General features: G+C 31.1%; 19 protein-coding genes and 1 pseudogene. 9 read left to right on the top strand and 11 right to left on the bottom strand.

Annotated elements, in window-relative coordinates; all coding sequences use genetic code 11:
• Positions 1–24: 24 nt before the first annotated feature.
• From FEZ13_RS14440 to FEZ13_RS14410, 7 genes are read right to left on the bottom strand one after another with little or no spacing between them, the layout of a single operon-like run.
• Positions 25–660: a hypothetical protein gene (locus tag FEZ13_RS14440; RefSeq protein ID WP_146553269.1), complete on the bottom strand. Its 636-nt coding sequence runs from the start codon at positions 658–660 to the stop codon at positions 25–27.
• The gene (locus tag FEZ13_RS14435; RefSeq protein ID WP_146553268.1) at positions 661–2,175 is read right to left on the bottom strand and encodes a cytoplasmic protein; all 1,515 of its coding nucleotides are present in this window, start codon (positions 2,173–2,175) and stop codon (positions 661–663) included.
• A complete protein-coding gene (locus tag FEZ13_RS14430; RefSeq protein WP_146553267.1) occupies positions 2,156–2,752 on the bottom strand; it encodes a hypothetical protein in 597 nt (198 codons plus the stop codon). The genes FEZ13_RS14435 and FEZ13_RS14430 overlap by 20 nt, the downstream gene beginning before the upstream one ends.
• 21 nt (positions 2,753–2,773) lie before the next feature.
• On the bottom strand, positions 2,774–4,039 hold the full coding sequence (locus FEZ13_RS14425) for a YcaO-like family protein (protein WP_146553266.1): 1,266 nt from the start codon (positions 4,037–4,039) through the stop codon (positions 2,774–2,776).
• Between the two features lie 26 nt (positions 4,040–4,065).
• Positions 4,066–4,716 (bottom strand): lantibiotic dehydratase C-terminal domain-containing protein, encoded by a 651-nt coding sequence (locus FEZ13_RS14420; protein WP_146553265.1) that lies wholly within the window; start codon positions 4,714–4,716, stop codon positions 4,066–4,068.
• Positions 4,717–6,840: a hypothetical protein gene (locus FEZ13_RS14415; RefSeq protein ID WP_146553264.1), complete on the bottom strand. Its 2,124-nt coding sequence runs from the start codon at positions 6,838–6,840 to the stop codon at positions 4,717–4,719.
• Complete coding sequence (locus tag FEZ13_RS14410) at positions 6,837–7,742, bottom strand: zinc metalloprotease (protein WP_146553263.1); 906 nt, start codon at positions 7,740–7,742, stop codon at positions 6,837–6,839. The genes FEZ13_RS14415 and FEZ13_RS14410 overlap by 4 nt, the downstream gene beginning before the upstream one ends.
• A 935-nt stretch (positions 7,743–8,677) precedes the next feature.
• Here FEZ13_RS14410 and FEZ13_RS14405 point away from each other — a divergent pair.
• Positions 8,678–8,866: a hypothetical protein gene (locus tag FEZ13_RS14405; protein WP_146553262.1), complete on the top strand. Its 189-nt coding sequence runs from the start codon at positions 8,678–8,680 to the stop codon at positions 8,864–8,866.
• Positions 8,867–8,991: 125 nt separating this feature from the next.
• Positions 8,992–9,603, top strand: a complete 612-nt coding sequence (locus tag FEZ13_RS14400) for a lantibiotic dehydratase (RefSeq protein WP_146553261.1) — start codon at positions 8,992–8,994, stop codon at positions 9,601–9,603.
• On the opposite strand, the gene FEZ13_RS14395 is transcribed toward FEZ13_RS14400, so the two are convergent.
• Positions 9,585–10,709, bottom strand: coding sequence for an IS4 family transposase (locus FEZ13_RS14395; protein ID WP_146553260.1), 1,125 nt, complete (start codon positions 10,707–10,709; stop codon positions 9,585–9,587). The genes FEZ13_RS14400 and FEZ13_RS14395 overlap by 19 nt on opposite strands.
• Before the next feature lie 245 nt (positions 10,710–10,954).
• Here FEZ13_RS14395 and FEZ13_RS14390 point away from each other — a divergent pair, with 245 nt between their 5' ends.
• The 3 genes from FEZ13_RS14390 to FEZ13_RS14380 are packed head-to-tail and all read left to right on the top strand — an operon-like array spanning position 10,955 to position 12,603.
• Entirely contained in the window at positions 10,955–11,350 is a 396-nt protein-coding gene (locus FEZ13_RS14390; protein WP_255473184.1) for an ATP-binding cassette domain-containing protein, read from the top strand.
• 15 nt (positions 11,351–11,365) lie between these two features.
• A complete protein-coding gene (locus tag FEZ13_RS14385) occupies positions 11,366–11,647 on the top strand; it encodes a hypothetical protein (protein ID WP_146553259.1) in 282 nt (93 codons plus the stop codon).
• Positions 11,644–12,603 (top strand): S8 family peptidase, encoded by a 960-nt coding sequence (locus tag FEZ13_RS14380; protein ID WP_146553258.1) that lies wholly within the window; start codon positions 11,644–11,646, stop codon positions 12,601–12,603. The genes FEZ13_RS14385 and FEZ13_RS14380 overlap by 4 nt, the downstream gene beginning before the upstream one ends.
• Positions 12,604–12,820: 217 nt before the next feature.
• Here FEZ13_RS14380 and FEZ13_RS14375 read toward each other — a convergent pair.
• Together FEZ13_RS14375 and FEZ13_RS14370 are read right to left on the bottom strand one after the other, a co-directional pair.
• A pseudogene (locus FEZ13_RS14375) lies at positions 12,821–13,006 on the bottom strand (IS3 family transposase); the annotation flags it as partial.
• Complete coding sequence (locus FEZ13_RS14370) at positions 13,002–13,373, bottom strand: ATP-binding cassette domain-containing protein (protein WP_255473183.1); 372 nt, start codon at positions 13,371–13,373, stop codon at positions 13,002–13,004. The gene FEZ13_RS14370 and the pseudogene FEZ13_RS14375, both read right to left, overlap by 5 nt.
• A gap of 625 nt (positions 13,374–13,998) precedes the next feature.
• Here FEZ13_RS14370 and FEZ13_RS14365 point away from each other — a divergent pair.
• The 4 genes from FEZ13_RS14365 to FEZ13_RS14355 are packed head-to-tail and all read left to right on the top strand — an operon-like array spanning position 13,999 to position 17,785.
• Positions 13,999–14,802, top strand: coding sequence for a polyprenyl synthetase family protein (locus FEZ13_RS14365; protein ID WP_370467709.1), 804 nt, complete (start codon positions 13,999–14,001; stop codon positions 14,800–14,802).
• Between the two features lie 23 nt (positions 14,803–14,825).
• Positions 14,826–14,984, top strand: a complete 159-nt coding sequence (locus FEZ13_RS19655; RefSeq protein WP_186725935.1) for a hypothetical protein — start codon at positions 14,826–14,828, stop codon at positions 14,982–14,984.
• Positions 14,965–17,166, top strand: coding sequence for a sensor histidine kinase (locus tag FEZ13_RS14360; protein ID WP_146553256.1), 2,202 nt, complete (start codon positions 14,965–14,967; stop codon positions 17,164–17,166). The genes FEZ13_RS19655 and FEZ13_RS14360 overlap by 20 nt, the downstream gene beginning before the upstream one ends.
• A complete protein-coding gene (locus FEZ13_RS14355) occupies positions 17,159–17,785 on the top strand; it encodes a response regulator transcription factor (protein WP_146553255.1) in 627 nt (208 codons plus the stop codon). The genes FEZ13_RS14360 and FEZ13_RS14355 overlap by 8 nt, the downstream gene beginning before the upstream one ends.
• Before the next feature lie 240 nt (positions 17,786–18,025).
• On the opposite strand, the gene FEZ13_RS14350 is transcribed toward FEZ13_RS14355, so the two are convergent.
• Positions 18,026–18,640 (bottom strand): DMT family transporter, encoded by a 615-nt coding sequence (locus FEZ13_RS14350; protein ID WP_146553254.1) that lies wholly within the window; start codon positions 18,638–18,640, stop codon positions 18,026–18,028.
• Positions 18,641–18,644: the final 4 nt, after the last annotated feature.

Here is an 18,644-nt window from a genome sequence, read left to right as displayed (position 1 = left end):
TTATAATCCTCCTTGAAAGAATTATTATTGAATTGCAAAGGCAAAAAGAGGTAAATGATTCATTTCTCTACTTTGTTGGATTTCTTCTAAATATTCAATTAGAGTTAAACCGGCAAACACCGTTCCTAGAAGTTTTAATTCTGAAGCCTTTAAGCTAAGCTGATGACCAAGTAGTGCACTGATTGCTAACATAAAACGATAATCTATTAATCGATCAAACTCTCTAATAAGGTTCACATCCCACTCGAAGTAAAAAACTCCACTTGCTTGATGCATTTCTTTCTGTAAGTATAGAGTTTCTTCTATATTCAGGTCTGACATTAGCTTACAGCTCTTCTTCCATCCTTGTTGCAAGCGCACATAAACCGAACGTTCTTTTGCTGAAAGCAAGTTTGCTTGATCTATAAAGCAAACGTTCAAAATATGTTGCAAATTAAAATGTTTAATGCATTGTGTTGCATGAGTTGCTAATTCCCCTAGCTGTTCTATTGTTAACTGGCGTTCTTTTACATTAAATAAGCGAAAAGATTTTCGCTTTGAAATTGTATCGATGAACTCCTCTTTTGATAATGGAAATGGCCAATCTTCACTTGTTAGTGTTGGTGATAAAATTGATTCACTGAAATTATTTCTACTCTTTCTTACATACTGTTCATACATTTAGATCACCTCTAAAACAAAGTTAATTATTTCGTTAGAAAGTTCAATACCTAAAAGATGTAGTATTGCTTTCTCATTAAATTGTGTATGGACTTTAATTTGAATATTAGTATATTGTGATAATGACAACATATGTGAAAGTAAAATGCCTGTATTTAAATTTGCAATTTTGAAACTAAACTCATCGTACTTTTCCGCTATGATATCAACATCATTCCCAATAAGAAAATATCCTTTAGCAGATGAAGATTTATTCCCTCCAATAAGTCTTGCGAAATTAGTGATATCATGCATCGAATCATCTAGAAGTTGATAATATGAATCATCATTATTGTGATAAAAATATATACCCTTACCATCGAATGCATCCTCTTCATTATTAACATAGAATAATAAGTTTGAATTAATATTTCCTCCACTAGGAGTAAAACGTTTATACTTGAATTGCTGGTTTTTGTAGCCAACTGTTTTTCGCATGAATAAATCAATTGTATTAGGTACTTTATTGCTTGCTACTACTTTCCATAAGAAGGATATTTGATTATTGGTAGAAAGTTTTAAATTTTTTGGCTTATAGTGCGCTAAGTGTGAAGATGCGTTAATGAATTTGCTTGCAGGAAATTGTATATATTGTTCATATCTAATAAAATGTGGATCTTCATGCTTGTACAATTCATTCTTTATTGAATAATATTTCAGGCCATTCATTTCTCTTTTATAGAAGCCTTCGATTAATGATGTATTTAATAATTTACCAACCTTACGTATGGCATATAAAGTTATATAGTTCAAGAACTCCTCTTCATTCACTTCCTCTGCTATTGAATCTATCTGTAAAGTCTTTATAGCTTGAATATATTGATACGGTAAAATTCCTTTTTTAGAAAATACAGGTCCGATCTGTTGCTTCTCAAGATGAATATAAAACACATCCATATACTGAATAATATTGTTCAGCGAAGATTCTTGAAAATCATTAGCAAAATAAATACATAAGGAATTTTTATTTGACAAATTTTCGATTTCGCTGCTTTCTTGAAGAGTCAAAATACGGATTTTGAATGCTTTAAGCCTTTTTTTTAGAGATTCAATTAACGTTGAATTTTTTCCAATGATGTAAATATAACTATTATCTAAATATTCTTTTAGAGACTTTAAACTATCATGATTTTTATATTTGGCAATATTTCTTAAATAAAAATAATCTGTACGATCTAATAACGAATGGTCCATTTTCTGCATTAAACAACTCTTAACAAATAAAATTTCTAGTAACTGATTAACTTCTTCTTCTGAAAAACAACTTTTTTTATATAATTCTTCTAGAGACATACCCTCTTTTAATAATGGGAATAAATCACTGACAAGTTCTTTAGCTTTTGTTCCGTTTAATCTGAAAGGGCCATCAACACTTCCGGAAATTGTAACAGCTTCTTCCATTATTACAGTGATATTAGGTAAGAATTGTGGCTCAGAGGGAAAATGTACCATTGGATCAGTTAAAAGAAGTGACATATTTTCTCCCACCTTCCATAAAATGTATCAATTCTTCTAAACCGCTATCATGCCTATCACAATTTGGGCAATTTGTATAGCCTGATATTTCTCTAAATACCATACTGAGATAATCAAATGAGAAATTAGCAATGGAGTGATGAAAACTTGGATTTTCAATAAAAGCTTTAAGTTGTTCACAAAATATTGCTATTTCCTCCGGTAGAAAGTATATTTTGGGAAATACATTGTCATTTGAAATTAGTACTTCATACATTTTTGAATGGAAGAAATACTCCTTCATTCGTGCTAATGCACATTCCCAACAAACAATATTCTCCTCTTCTTGTCTCTTAAAATATCCTGGTATCATAATACGATCAATATCCACAAAGATTGGTATTACATCGATACTATGTTTAGATAAAAACTCAGTGCATTGGTTTATTTGTATACCATCGTAAATGATTAACGCAAGATCATCATTTTGTGCTGTAAATTGAGAGTATTCGACTTGCTTTACGTTAAGCTTTGTTCGTTTTAATTCTTCAAAAATAGTATGCTGACTTATTCCAATACCAGAAATTATATAGTTCATAGCTTGTCCTCCGTTCCTTTATTAAGAAAATGGTAAAGGTTCTTTATTTACAAGATTTTCATCATAATAACCATACATTTGGGTAGCAAAGGTTTTTAAACGGTTACTCTTTAAATAACGAGCAGAATAAATAAAGGAAATCGGTTGTAATGAAGGTATCGTTACCTTTACTGCACGCAAATTCTTCTCTCTACATTCACGCGTCGTTAAATCTGTTATATAAACGGTATGACCTTGTTCCTCCAAGCAAGAGAGTAAGTATTGAAGCTCTTCCATATTGGATTGAAAAACTATTTTCTCAGCTGGAAATTGTGAATTTCCGTTTCCTTCCAAAAAAGAAAATTTGTGATCCATTGACTCATGAGCCATTAGTAAGGCTCCTTCATCCACATGATAAAATAAATCATAAGAGCGACTAAGTAGCTCCTCTTGTTTTGGCAAAGAATGTACAAGGCTATAAATAACTGAAATTAACTCTTTTTTAATTTTATGAATGGCTTTTTTGGGACTTATATTTGTTGAGAACATAAATACATTTTTTATTTTTTTAGAATGCCTGGTCTCAGCACGTAAACAAAATGTATGAACACTGTCTATTGTCGATGCTTCATAGAGTGTAGTCCTTCCTAAGAATGGGTTAGCGAATACATTAAGATCTTCTGGATAACTATCTTTAGTCACTTCCTTAAGTGGTCTTTTCAACAGCCAAAATAATGCAATGCCATCACGTTCAATTACTTCATAAATACCGTTAATAACTGCATCAATATAGTTTTGATGAATAGCACAGCCAGTTGAGATCGGGTGTGTAATATTTTCACCTTCATGTTCAAATTGTGTAAATAAATTAATATAAACTTGAGGAATATAACAAACATTATTAATGGTAGCATTATATGATTCACACCATCGAATTTTTTTAGTGCTATTTCCTTGTTGTAAATTACTTTTTGTCTCTCCTTCACTTATTTGAGGAAAGTCATGAAGTGGTACAGCAAGGCCCTTTAATTCCTTTTCAGTCGCTAATATAGTTCGCTTTGTTGGAATGCTATTAGCTAATCGTTCATATGCCTCCATTGTTGCTAAAAACATTGCCTGTTTTGGAGTATCACCTGTCCCAGCACCTGATAAGTTTGAAATTATACCTGGTAATTGAAATTTTTCATTTACTGTTCGATAATGATTGATATTTGTAATGTGTACAATTCCAATATTTGTTTTTTGCATACCTCTAGGTGGTATAAAATTTCGTTTGCTCATAATAAATTTTTCATATTTGTTATCCATATTTTTCTCCTTTATAATAATTTTATTTAATTTAGATTATTTCTAGAATATTCTGATAAAATATTCAGTTCATCTGGAATACTAAATCCACATTTATTGAGTGTCATATGCAGAAACTTAAAGCATAACTCCTTATTTAAATGATGTTCTTCCAAAGAATTTAATGACAACATAACATTCGTAAATGCTGGAATCTCAAGAGTTTCTCTTAATTGCTCAAAAAGTATCCGTTTTTTCTCTTCAGTCTGGAAGCGAACATATCCATCCCAGTATGTTGAATAGTTATAAATAAATTGACTATGATTGCAGTGAAAATAGCATAATAGCTGTTTTATTACATCATTTATATAATGATGTGGTGCAATTTCTCTATTTTCGACTAAAAATTTAGTTAGTTTAACCGAAAATTCTTCATAAATCGATAATGTCTCCATAAATACATTGTATTCTGGATCATAAATCTTTTTTAAAACACGACTATTTATAAATAGAGATTTTATCTCTCTCTCAACACACTCTATTTCAGAGCAACGTACACGTAATCGAAAATGAAATCCTATAGGGTCCAAATATTGAATAAAGAAAAACTCGCTGTATTGAAAATAATTTTGCAAATAATTCAAATTGTCTAAAAATAACGCTCGGTCTTGCGTGTAGATATGATAGCTATACCACATTTACAACGCTCCTTCCGTTGTTAATATGCAAAACTCTTCTACGCGATCTCCTGAAAGTTTTGGTTTTACTTCTTCTATTTCAATAGATTGCTCTTCTAACAATAAGTGTTTCAAAACTTTAACAGATTCTACAGAATATAAGGAAATCCAAATTGGTTTTCTTACTTTGAAATTGACCCATTTTTTCTTGATAAAAAATTCGAATGGCAATTGCTGTTTTGTGAAATATTCCGTAATTGCATAGTAAAAAGTGGTATTAGAAATCTTATCTGTAGTACAAATTGATGACCAGTTTAACTTAGTACAACGCCTTCCGTTTAAACGCTCTAAATTTTCCACATCAATTGTCCAAGGATGAATTAAATGCAATAGATGACTTTTAATACCCGTAAATAAGTGATAAGGGACTGTACCTACATATATTAATTGAATCGGTTTTCCAGCTCGCATAAATGTAATATCATCATCCGTAATTTGAAGTGTTACATCTGAAAAATTGTCTGGCCATCTTAATTTTGGAAATATTGATTTTCCAACATCCATATGATTTGAAATTTCCTCGTCAATCACCAGTTCATAAATTGGATATGATGAGGTAAATAGATTGTTATAATATGTTTTTAAGTTTGTTTTAATATTGTCATCAAATAGATGCCCATAGCGGTGAAATACGCTACCTCCGCCAATATTGAGATTATTTAAAATTAAAGAGTTGTCTTTTTCCTGTTGTAAATAAAGAAGAGCGTTTTTTTTCATTGTTGTCCTAAATGGGCGAGGATTAATTGGCATTTTCGATTTTTTATACTGTAACTTTTCATGTAAATCAATAAGGAGAGACAATACCGTTTGTCCATCATATATCTTCTTGTTCGCAATTAATAATTGATGAAGCATATAACATTGTCTGTTGACAATTATGTAATTATCGAAAATATTTTGAAGAAATTTTTTATCTATCTTTGGAATATTAAAATTTTCTAATGCAATATTATCATGATAAAATAGAGGTAGTTCCTGCAATTTTTCTTCAAAACTCTGTCCATAATAATCACTACTATATTGCTCTATATAACCTATTAACAGCTCTTTTAATTTTTCATAATTTACTTCTTGTATTGATGGTGGATAAAATAATGCTTGCTCACTATCGGTAAAAATTTTTTGTAAAAAAACGTAAAAAGAATTATCATTACTATAATAAAAATTAAAGTCGGGAATAACCAGTCCGTTATTAATTAATAACTCATAAGTTAAGAATGGATGTCGAGTAACATGTTTCTTTACTTGGGCTGGATTTTTGCAATGTTGTATAGATAACATAAATTTAACAATATCTTTTTGGTGTAATAAATCATCTTGTTTTAGCACCCAATCTATATCTTTTAACAAATAATTTTTCTCATAGTAGATAGCTTCTACTCCATTACATTTTTTTATTGGTGGACGTACCGTAATTTGGAGTACTTGATCTAGATTTTCGTTGTGTAAAGATGCCATCAACAGTAAATACTTCACTACATTATTTAACTTTATTTGTTCGATTTCTGCGGGATGATTACTTAAATAGGTAGTTTTCCCTAAGTAACTTAGAGGACTGGTTTTCACAGTTGCACGTTGAATAAAGCGATATCGCGCTCGGTTAATCGATTCCTTTGTGATTTCAGGATTGGTAAGCTGTGCATATGCATCGAAAGCAGTAATAAAAAGTGCTTGCTGAAATTTTATCTGATTTAAAAATGGTTTATAACGATTTACCTTCACTGAAAATGCTTGTTCAACCTTTTTTGTTATCGATTCTACTAATTCAAATATCTCATTATAAGTTCTACATTGTACTTGTATTTGTTTATCGTTTAAATTGTTAACAATTTTTTGTGGGATATTGCGATGCTTTTTTAGCGTTTTTTTAACATTTAGAAAAGCCTTTATCTCTTGTAACTGATTCTGTTCGTAAAGTTTCTTAGTTTTTGCGTGTAACATCTGTAGAAGTTGTATATTATTTTGTTCGAGTTGATTTTTAAAAGACCGCCACTGTGTATACATTTGTAAAGCGTCGTCCCTCAATAATTGCAAGGATTCTGTTTTAAATAAAGTCTCTCGTTTCATACAAAGAGTTTGATTCATTCACTACCACCTCGCATAATCCAAAGCATTACATTTAATGCCGACATAACTATAAAAAATACTAAAATTCCATAAAAAGATATTCCATATATTAACTGTATCAAATGTTCCTTTCTTTTAAGTTTAGCTTTTTTGGTAAGGACTAGCTTAGTAAATTTTACTGATTGGACACGGAAATTAGGTTTTTTTAATATAGAAAAAAGACCAATATAAAAATCTGTTGGAAAAAAGATATTATAATTTAATAAACTCATAGTAGATTGGAGCGATAATACAACTAACCACATAGGATTTTTAGTTGTTATAAAAATACTGATATAAAGTATTATTAGGAAAAAGTCTGCGATATTACCTGCGAAAGCAATATTGGCTCTCTTTATATCATTTCCTGTTGGAATAATTTTGACGTAGCAAATGGGAATAAAATAATACTTTAACTTAAATGATATCGAAAAAACTTCAATATTTTGAAGTCTAGCACTTATAACGTGAAACATTTCATGAATTAAAATAATGCCAATTATAAATATCATAGTCGCTTTTATAAAAGTCTGCTTATCTATCCTAAGCGCTGACATTTCCCTTATAATAGGCCATGCACACCAAATTGAAATAATAGTACCCATTAATCCTAGTGCCATTAACCATAAAGTAATAGAAAGTAGAATTTGCTCTTTTATAGGGTATCGGAATGATATTAATTTATTAATTAAATGCGGTCTCTTATATATAGCTTCATCATAGAATCCAATGGTAGTGAGTGATTCTATTCGTTGTTCAGTTAAACATGCTATTTGTTCCTCATTTAAATAAATATAGTAACCTTTGCATGATTTTCGATTACTTAGAAATATTTTATTATCTTCACAGGATTCTATAATAAAGTTTGGGTTAACCTTCATTTAATAACACCTCTTTTCTGACAAAAGATAGTTAATAATCATAACCATAATTTTTTATTTTTGTCTTTTTTACAAATTTTCATAAATTTTTCCTCTTTTGTTTTCATACCTTCTTAACTTTCTTTTCATGCATTAAGAATTAAATAGAAATTTATGATTAAAGTCTTTTTAAGGTACACCAATAAATATCATATGTATAAACTTGATTACAACATTGGTAATTTTATACTCAATTTTAGTAAAAGTTTAACATCCATCATTCCTACATCGCAACGACAAAATTCAGACGGTACACCGACAAAAATATGTCCTTGTCATTTGGACATTTTGTGCTAAGATATGTAAATAATTATAAAGGTGTATTATTTTTGGTAATAGTATAAGTATACTGAAATAAATTTCGTGATTTCGTCGTTCAATCAATCGAGGATGACATAGAGGATTCAGTGCTAAATACTTTCATTGACTTAGAGATTTTGTGGGAATATTGCATAGATCTAACGTGTAGCGGTATATGACAAAAGATTGGGCAGTTCTACATATACCTCTAGTAAAGGGTTTCGAAAGAATAATGAGTAGATCGATATTTAGCAATAAATGATGGATATCTGGGCTTAAAATTCGTTTTTCAGCCTTTCAAAATGTGATATATCAACTTTTATCTTGCGTAGCGGGCAGTAAGACCCCACCACAAGCTTTAGAGAGAAACGAGAAAATAGGTGGGGGAGGGGATCAACTTCCGCACGCGTCCGATTAGTTCGGGCGGGCAGAATGTTGGTCACTCAGGTGTTGCCACAGGACACAGGACGTGGCATTTTTCACTTCTGTTTCTCTATTAAAGTAATTAATACCATATTTTTCTTGATAAACATTTCAATAAATGGTACAATTTTTAATTTATGTAAGATATACGGGGCTATAAAGGGGATAATTGTATGAATAAAGCTAATGATTTTGAATTTAACTTAAATAAGAATGATTTTGAATTGGACTTTGAAATTTCGTCTGATGCAATGGAAGCAACTGGAGAACTTGAAACGTGGGAAGCAGTTACAAAGCTTGTCACTAAAGTAACTTGTAAAACAAGTTGTACTTGTCAATGCACAATTTTCTGTGGAGCGTAATCTGTACTTATTTACTTAAATAAACACATACTTATTAATAAATAATTAACTTAAAAAATAAAAAAATTCCGTATTTTCTTACATTATTTTTATAATTTATCTAAAATCAATATTGAGGTGGAAAAATGTTAGACAATTTATCTGTAGAGTTAGGTGAATATGCTTCAATTAGATTTCCTAATAAACCAATATACGGTTTTTTCGAATTAGAAAAAATGGTGAAAAAAGGTTTTACTAAAACGGAAATTATAAAAGAGTTATTAAAAGATGAAGATTTTAAAATAAGCTTAAAAACTGCAAGTAATTCACTTTATAATAATTTACATAATTTATCTAAAAAAAGAGAAAATCAGATAGAAAAAATATTTTTAACTGTAATTAAATATTTTATAAGATTTCATACACGTGCAACGCCATTTAGTACTTTTTCAACAGTTGGGGTTGCTAGTTTTAATACTACAAATGAACAATCCATAGACAGAATAGACAATGATCTAATTCAATATAAAATTCGAATTAGTGAGGAATGGTTAGGACAATACATAAATTTAATAGAAAGTGATTCACAAGTATTTAGATATTTAAAATTACAAACAAATGAATTATTATATGAAACAAAAACAGGTTTTTATTTAAGTTATCATACAGGCGGAGGAATTAAAAAAGATAATTCGATCGAAGAAATATATATTAATACACGTGTGTTGATTAACCAAAATTATACAGTTTCATCATAAACCAAACGATGCCTTTCGATGATTTCTTTGAGTGTCAGCCGCCATTCAAAAAGCAAAGCATCACAAAGAAGCAATCGCTGAAATCCTGTGAGTGACAAGGGTTTTCGGTTGATTTGTTTACGAACTTGAACGTACAACCATTTCAATAAAACATACGCAATGAGCGCTGCGAATAGTTGGTTGAACACCGCATTTTTCGTCGTGCCAAACAACACAGGTACGTTTAAATTTTGTTTGATCCAGCGGAAAAACGTTTCAATCGCCCAACGAGACTTGTACATATTGGCTATTTCTTCCGCCGTGACATTCATCAAACTCGTCACCACACGCATTTCTTTTCCTTCATAATCCGTAAATTGAACGACACGATGACGCTTTTGTGTTTGTTTTTGTGATGTACCGATGATGCATGTGAAATCAGCCGTCACGTTAGAACTATTGGTACGACTGCCTTTGAGTGATTTTTTACGACTAAATTGTATGTTGTCTTTCAAACGAAAAACAAAATCTTGCCCGTCTTTTACGTACGAATCCACTTTATCAATCGAAAAATAAGCGCGGTCTCCGACAAGAATAAAGCGCTTGTCTTCGAGTTGTTTACCTATGGGTCCATCATGCTTTAAGCCTGTTGTTTCAACGATTTGAAGAGGCATACCGGTTTCATTCGAGAAGCTAACGTGCAATTTAATGCCGGAACGTTCACCGTGATAAACCGCCCACGGTAAGCGTGTCTTCCCCACCGTAATCGTTGTGGAATCAATGGACAAAAGGGTTTTCGGCATCTTCAAAGACCGTTGTGTAGCACGATTCAACTTCCCAATGAGGACTTCAAAAATGCGCTTGATGATGGCATAATCGAGCGCCTTCATATGCTTAGAAAGGGACGAATGGTCGACGGAAACTAATCCAAAGCTGGCACCTACATCAGCCGAATGTCGTAAGCTTTTCCACTCATTCGCCGCAGCTGCGACAAGATATGAAAGGAGTGTAGAAACGGTGCATTTGCGCGCTGTCTCTGCATAGTTGAATTCTTTTAAAATGGATTGTAGCTCGGTTTCTGAAAGAAAGTTTTGAATCATATTTTGGAACATGGTATGCTTGTTCATAAGAGATTCCTCGTTTCGTAAATGTTTGGTCGTACTTACATTTTACAAGAGGAATCTCTCTTTTTGTCTATATTTAATTGGAATAAAATAGATAATCAACACACCTGATATTTCTCAATATCATCTAAAAGAATGGCGGAGCATCATAGGTTATGTCATGCAAGAAAATGCCATGATAAATGGGACTATTGAAGAAAATCTCACTTATGGCTTAAGTAAAAAATACACTCAAGAAGAATTGGATAATGCTTCAATCATGTCAAATTCGAAAAACTTTATTGATAAACTTAAGAATGGCTACAGCACAATTATTGGAGAAAGAGGCGTCAAATTATCAGGGGGGGCAAAAGCAGCGTATAGCAATTGGAAGAGCATTGTTACGACAACCCAAAATTTTATTATTAGATGAAGCCACTTCTAGTTTAGATAGCGAAAGCGAAAAACTTGTACAAGAGGCAATCGATAATTTAATTAAAAACCGCACTACAATCGTTATTGCACATCGACTATCAACGATTAAAAATGCTGCACAAATTGTTTTTTTAGATAATGGCGAAGTTACAGGTATTGGTACACACTCAGAATTAATGAAACACCATAAAAAATATGCTTCTTTTGTAAATACACAATCTATTAACTAAATAGGAGGTTTTTCAATGATTATTATTGAACTTGTATGGGATTTACTTTACAATTTTTTCACTTCGGTTGATTTCAAAAGTGATGAGAAAAAAATAAAATCTAAAATGAAAAAGATTGGGAAATCACACCCAGCACTTTTAAAAAAATATGAAGAAAATAATCTATTATTTGAAGATGGTGATGTCGCTCAAATCATTTTAGACTCACCTGTTAAAAAAAGAGCCCAAATTGATGAACTCGCTGACAGAATCATTACGCAAATTAATGCTTCTGTACCGAAACATAAGAAAGTATGAAGAAATTTGAAAACTTGAATTTCAATTCTTTTCAATGGAACATTAAAAAAATTACACAAGATTTTAAAAGTTATAATGTTTTAGATTTACATGAAAAAATTAACATTGCAATAATTGATAGTGGAATAGATTACACTCACGAAGAATTTAAAGGGAAAATTGATCATAAAAATTCGTATAATTTTATTGATAACTCAAAAAATATTTTGGATAATAATGGTCATGGTACTATGGTTGCAGGGGTTATATGTGCAGATAAACTAATAAATGGTGTATATCATCAGAGCAATTTAATTATATGTAAGATTACAGATTACTCTCACTATAAATTTAGGTTATTATTAAGAGCTTTAAAGTATGCTATTGATTTAAATGTACATATTATTAATCTAAGTATGTCTTTTCCGATGAAAAAGCTATCAGAAGAAGCTTTAAGTGCTCTTGAAAATATAATCGCTGAGGCGTTTAAGAAAAATATAATTATTGTTATGGCGGCTGGAAACAAAAATTATATTCTTAAAAGAAATAAACTAAATTCGTATCAAAATTTTTTAACTATTGGTTCTACTGATAGGTTAGGGAATAAGAGTACATTTTCTAATTATGGGTATGTAAAGTATTTGGCACCTGGAGGAGAATTTAAATTAGAAACTTTAAATGAATCGATTTTAACTACATATCCTACGTATCTTTCTGACTTTGATGCTTTAAATTCTAATTTGGGTTTACCAAAAGGATATGTACTTTGTTATGGTACAAGTTTATCAGCGGCTCATGTTACAGGAGCTTTGGGGTATATTATTTCATATATATATTCTGTCACAAATACAAAACCTAAGGTAGAGAATATATTAAAATATTTAGATGCTGGAATTCGTGAGGAGTCGAGGTTAGAAGAGTTTAATTATGCAGGAGAAATAAATATTTATAATAGTTTAATGAAAATTTTGAAGTAAACTTTAAAACTTAGATATATTTTGGATCTACGTCAAGTTTCTGGTCACACAAAAGTTTATTTTTTTGTTCTGCGCAACCTCCATTTTTGAGTGTTTCACATCCCAAGTAGCCCGTCAAAGTGAAAAGAGCCTTGACCGCCTACTTGGGATGTGAAGCGAGTAGTTCATGGAAGTTGCGTCCAAAAAATATGGAAGGGGTTATCTCTAGCCTTGATTCTTATGCTGAAAGTCGGCATATCTTTTCGAATTCTTCTGGCGTGAGGTAACCAATTCCACTATGAATTCGTTTGCGATTATACCAACCTTCAATATATTGAAATAATGCGATTCTTGCCTTTTCAAAGGTTGAATATCGTTTTCTATAAATCTCTTCTTTTTTGAGTGTTGCATGAAAAGATTCAATGTCCAAAACGTTGCTGAATTTCAACGAGTTTATCATGCAGTACTCCTTCCTGTTTGATAAAATTATTTAATTCATTGGGTGATCCTTCAAAGTGAGTAAGAGTGCCATGACGCATTAATCGAATATCACTAGGAAATTTATCCAGTGTATTTTGTTCGTGTGAAACAACGATTATTATTTTCTTCTTACTTAAAATGTCAAAAATTTCCTGAACTAAAATAACCGTTTCAAAATCTAGACCTCCAAAAATTTCATCTGCAATAATATAGTCAGTATTTGACGCAATAGCGATAGCAATTTGGATTTTCTTTTTCATACCAAAAGAGTAGGATTCTAGCATTTTATTTTGACTTGGAACTAAATCCAACAGTCTCAAAAATTCTGGTAATAGATTATGCTTGCTGGATTTGTATCTACTTAGTACAAACATTAGCTTTTACAAAAATCCTACCATTCATCATTCTGACATCGCAACGACAATATTCTGTCAGGGTACCGTCAATTTTTTGACGGTGCAACGTCAAAAAATGTCCTTGCTATTTGGGTATTTTGTGCTAACATTATTAAATGTAAATAATTATAAATACATATTGTTTTTTGGAAACAGTTGAAATGCATTGAATTGAACCCATTCACTGTTTGATTTATCGGTAGAATGACGCAGAGAAGTTAGTGTTCATAAAAGCATTCGACTTAAATTTTTTTGGAGGAGCATCGTAGAGATTCACCATCACTCGTTTTAGCTCTATCAATGACTGTGTAAGAGTGATAAGTACACATCAATGGTTAGAAATAATAATGGATATATTGGGTTGAAATTCATTTTTCAGCCCTTCAAAATGGTGTGAGCCATGATATATCAACTTTATAGAGCAACGGAGGGATTCAATGGATATTGTTGTCATACAGAATAAGATTAATTTTTTTTAGAAGAAATCATCCAAAATGATAAAGATCTTGAAGAAGACTTAAAAGTATTAATCTCTAATTATGTGCGCACTAAATCTGTAGAGGAGCGTCCTTTTGGCACTTTATGTGTGCTCCATTTTGAAAGTTTTTCACAGGAGGAAAATTTAGAAATTTATTTAGTGGCTGCTGCCATTGAAATGCTCATACTATCCTTGGACATTGTGGATGATTTACAAGATAAGGATTCTCAAGAAATTTGGATGAAAAATCCTTCTTATTCTTTGAATACCGTTTTATATATGTTGCATAAATGCATGTCGATTATTTTAAAGACATCTTTCAAATACAAACATCAAGCATTAGAGATCATATGCAAATATGTCATGCGTAGTGTAAATGGACAACAACTAGATTTACAAAATGAGGGCAAAAAAGAAGAGGTTTATTTGAAAATGATTGAAGATAAATCGGGCTCTTTGACAACTCTCAGCTGTCTTACTGGCAAAGTATTAGCGGATGGTCACATTGACGATCATTGTATATCTTATAGTATGGCGTTAGGGGCCATACAGCAAATGAACAATGATATGCATTGCTTAAAAACATGGGATGAAAAGAATGACTTCCTAAATGGGCGATTTTCTCTCCCTATACTCTATATTTTAAACAGATATTCCTTTTTCACTGAATATTTGATTAATGTTTATAAGTGCAAAGGAAAATTATTCATACCCTATAGCAACCCTGTAGATATATTTAACAACAGCTTAGCTTTTCAATACAGTAATATTGTAAAGAAAAATTATCAAAATAAAGCTAAACAAGCTTTAGAAATGGTCTCTTTGCCTAAATCTACAAAAGAATATATTTTAAAGTATTTAAAATAATGAAAAGAAAGAGGGATTTGGACATGTTGGAATTAGTTCAATATATTGAAGAAAATAATTTGTTACCATTATTAAGAGAAGAGAAGATTTCACTTATTGGATACGATCAAGAGCAATTAAACGATATTATAAATACCTTCAAAGAAGAAGAACCAACTTCATATGAGAGTATTTGGAGATAAGTATTTATTTGTAGGTCTAGCTGTTTATATATTCTTAAGTAGTTTTATGTTATTACATATGTACCAAACTCCTTATTTTGGACTAGGTTTAGATAAAAGTCATGGTCAATATTTGATTGAAGAACCTAAAAACCCTATTTATGAAGATTGGATGAAAAAAAATAATATACAATCTGGGGATCAATTACTTTCTGTGAATAATCAGAGCGCTCTAAATAATGTGCCAGAGATTAAAAACAACCGAATTATAACAGCAAGATTTATCCTCATTCAAGATAAAAATGGAAAAGAGCATATAGTTAGATATCATTTATTGGATATCCCATATTTTTTATTATTATTAGGCGTATTTCCTACTTTATATGGTATTTTCAGTTTTATCATTGCTATTTATCTTATGCGAAAAAAGCTAGCCCTTCCTTTAATGAGGCATTTAATCTTTCTTTTATTGGTGACTTCTTTAGCTTATATTAGTATAAATTCATCTAGCAGTCATAATAGTAGTGGAATTATCATTAATTCCATGTGCATGATTTTTTGTGTTGTATTATTATGTGACTTCATCATTCGTTATATGGCGTATCTTCAAGAGAAAAAAGTAAATACTGGAGGTACTAAACTTTTTTATGTAGCACCATTTATTCCTGCTGCAATTATATGCTCTATTAAGTTTAAAATGTATGAACCAATCGTTACGCTAACGATTTTCTCTGGTTTCCTAGCTTTAACCATTATTCTTATTTTATATGGATTTCTAATTTTTAAATTGAAGCCATTAAAATTATTATTCATTGGTATCGTAATTCCGTTTTTCCCTATCTTATTTCTTTACGCATTGCCAATAATATTATCAGAGAAGCCAATAGTAGATGCTGAGATTTGTGCATTGTTTTTATTGTTTATTCCTTTAAATATGATTACCTTACATATAACTGAGCGTTTATTTAATTTAGATTATTATATAAGTCGTATTATTTACTATGGATGGATTAGTTTATTTTATGTTATTTGGATCATTATGGGGATATCTTTTTTGGTAGATGTGTCTATTGTTGAATTAATTTCATTAGGAATTTTTATTTTCTTATCAACGATTATTTCATTGTATATAAAAGAACACTTAGATTTTAAAAACAGAAGTGTTTTATTTACGATGAAAGGGAATCATATGCATGATTTATATAAAAATATTCGTATATTAAGCAAGAGTTATACATTGGAACAATCTTTGCAAAATGTAAAGCAAGTTGTGGAAAAATATTTACATATAAATGATGTGACGATTAGACAGACAGACACCTCCTGTGAAGAAGGCCACCTAGTTATTGGGAAGATGATAATCGAAAAAGAAAAGTACACAAGTTTGATTCATTGTGAGCATTCCAATTCTCTATATATTGATATTCCTAAGAAGTCGATTCATCTACAAAATGAACAAATCGTTTGGCTAGAGCTTTTTTATTCATATGTTGATAATTTTCTGACTAGCACGAAAATTATTGAAGAGCTAATGGAGCAATTACAAAAAGTATCTACAAAAAATGATTTTTTACCGGACTGGCTTAAGAAACTTATTTATATACGGGTGGATGAGGAAAAGTATAAAGTGGCGCAAGAATTGCATGACACCATACTACAAAAGCATTACTATATTGCACGGCAATTAAATATGGTTGTATCTTCTCAACCAGAGTTGAGTTCTATCTATCAGCAATTCATCGAAAGTATTACCAATTTACGTATTTATTGCGAAACATTAAAACCTCCACTTCTTGCAAAGCAAGGATTGCAGCCCGCACTTGAACAGCTTGCAAGAAAAATGGCTCTTGAAAGCGAATTTGATTTGGATTATTCTTTTGATCGGCTCTATATAGAAAACGAAGATTTACCATTAACCATTTATCGCATTATTCAAGAGTTATTAAATAATGCTCAAAAACACGCCTGTGCTACGAAGATCATGATTCACTTAGAAGAGCTGGAAAATGAATGTATGATTCACTATGAAGATAATGGTGTTGGATTTGATATAGAGCAGGTGAAAAAGGGCGAAACATTTGGATTGCAAGGAATTCAAGAACGTGTAGAAGCTTTTAATGGTTCATTTGACATCATGACTAAGCGATCAGAAGGAGTTAAAGTGCATATTGTATTTGAGGAGGAGTTTATAAAAAATGATTAGATTGCTTATTGTTGACGATCATCCACTTATTTTAGAGGGGACAAGAACCCTCTTTCAAAACGAAAAAGAAATATGCATATCAACGCAAATCAATCCCCAAAAAGTCATTTCTCAAATAGCAATCGAAAAATACGATGTTTATCTTGTAGATGTTAATATGTCGCTCATTGATGGTCTAACACTAGCTAAAAAAATCCGAGGATATCAACCCCAAGCAGCAATCATCTTATATACAGGTGATGATATTTCCAATTATTATCCATTCGTTTTAAATCAACAAGTGAATGGTGTTTTATCAAAAACGGCTTCCCAAAAAGAATTAATACGAATGGTTTATGAGGTGATGGATGGGAATATCGTCATTTCTAAAGATTTTTTAGACTTTGTGAATCATCAGGTAAACCGTGCTCAAATAAAATTGAATCTATCCAAAAAAGAACAACAGCTTCTAAGGTATTTAAATCAAGGATATACAAATAAACAAATTTCTGAGAGTCTGTTTGTTGCACAACGAACCGTGGAACGTTATCTTCAACAGTTATATTCGCATTTACAAGTTTCAAATCGCGACGAGGCCATACAAAAAATGCATCAAGAGAAGTTACTCGAAAATAAGTAATAAAAGCATTAGAAAAAACAAGCACTGAATAATGTCTGTTTAGGGAAGGGGGTTTAGAGTTGAGGAATCTATTGAAAATTGCTTTAAAAGTTAGCTTTGGTATTTATTTGCACTAGCAGTCATTTTGTTTATGAGTTCAAGGGGATTAGGATTTGCACATGAGTTGACTTTACTTGAGTACATAAAATATAGTTCGAATTTTGTCCCTTTTAAGACAATTAACACCTATATCAATGCTCTTCAAGATGGAACCATGAATCGAGATATCGCTGTTAAGAATTTGTTAGGCAATTTCGTATTATTTTTAACAATGGGAATTTTTCTGCATAGGTTTTGTCCAGCTAACATATGGATCGCAACAGCTAGTGTACCAAGGATAGAGAGAAAATCGCCATATAAAGCAGTAGAAGATAATCCAATATCTCCAGAAGCGATAATGATTGATCCAGTAATGGCTAAACAGACACTGAGTAATCCGATGGGACTTGTCTTTTCTTTAAAGAGAAAGTATGCACCAATCATTACGAAGACGGGCTCAAGCGTTGTTAAAATCATGGAGCTTGCAACCGTAGTATGTTTTAAAGAATCCATCCAAAATAAAAAGTGAAGGCCTAAAAAAATGCCTGAAATAAAAAGCAACGTCCAATCTTTTATTGTTAGTTTTTTAGAGATATGTTTCATTTGCTTCCAAGGTAGAAAGAGGAAAAGAATGATGATTGTGAAGAACAATCGATACATACCTAAAATAGAAGCAGGGGCTTCAGACCATTTAACTAGAATGGATGAAAAAGAAATGGCAACAACACCGATTAATAATGGTATTGTTGGAGAAACAGGTAACTTGTTTTCAGTCATTTAA

This window comes from Rummeliibacillus sp. SL167, from assembly GCF_007896505.1.
Classification (GTDB): domain Bacteria; phylum Bacillota; class Bacilli; order Bacillales_A; family Planococcaceae; genus Rummeliibacillus; species Rummeliibacillus suwonensis.
Note: the sequence above shows the minus strand (reverse complement) of the source record. Positions and strands in the feature narration are given on the sequence as shown.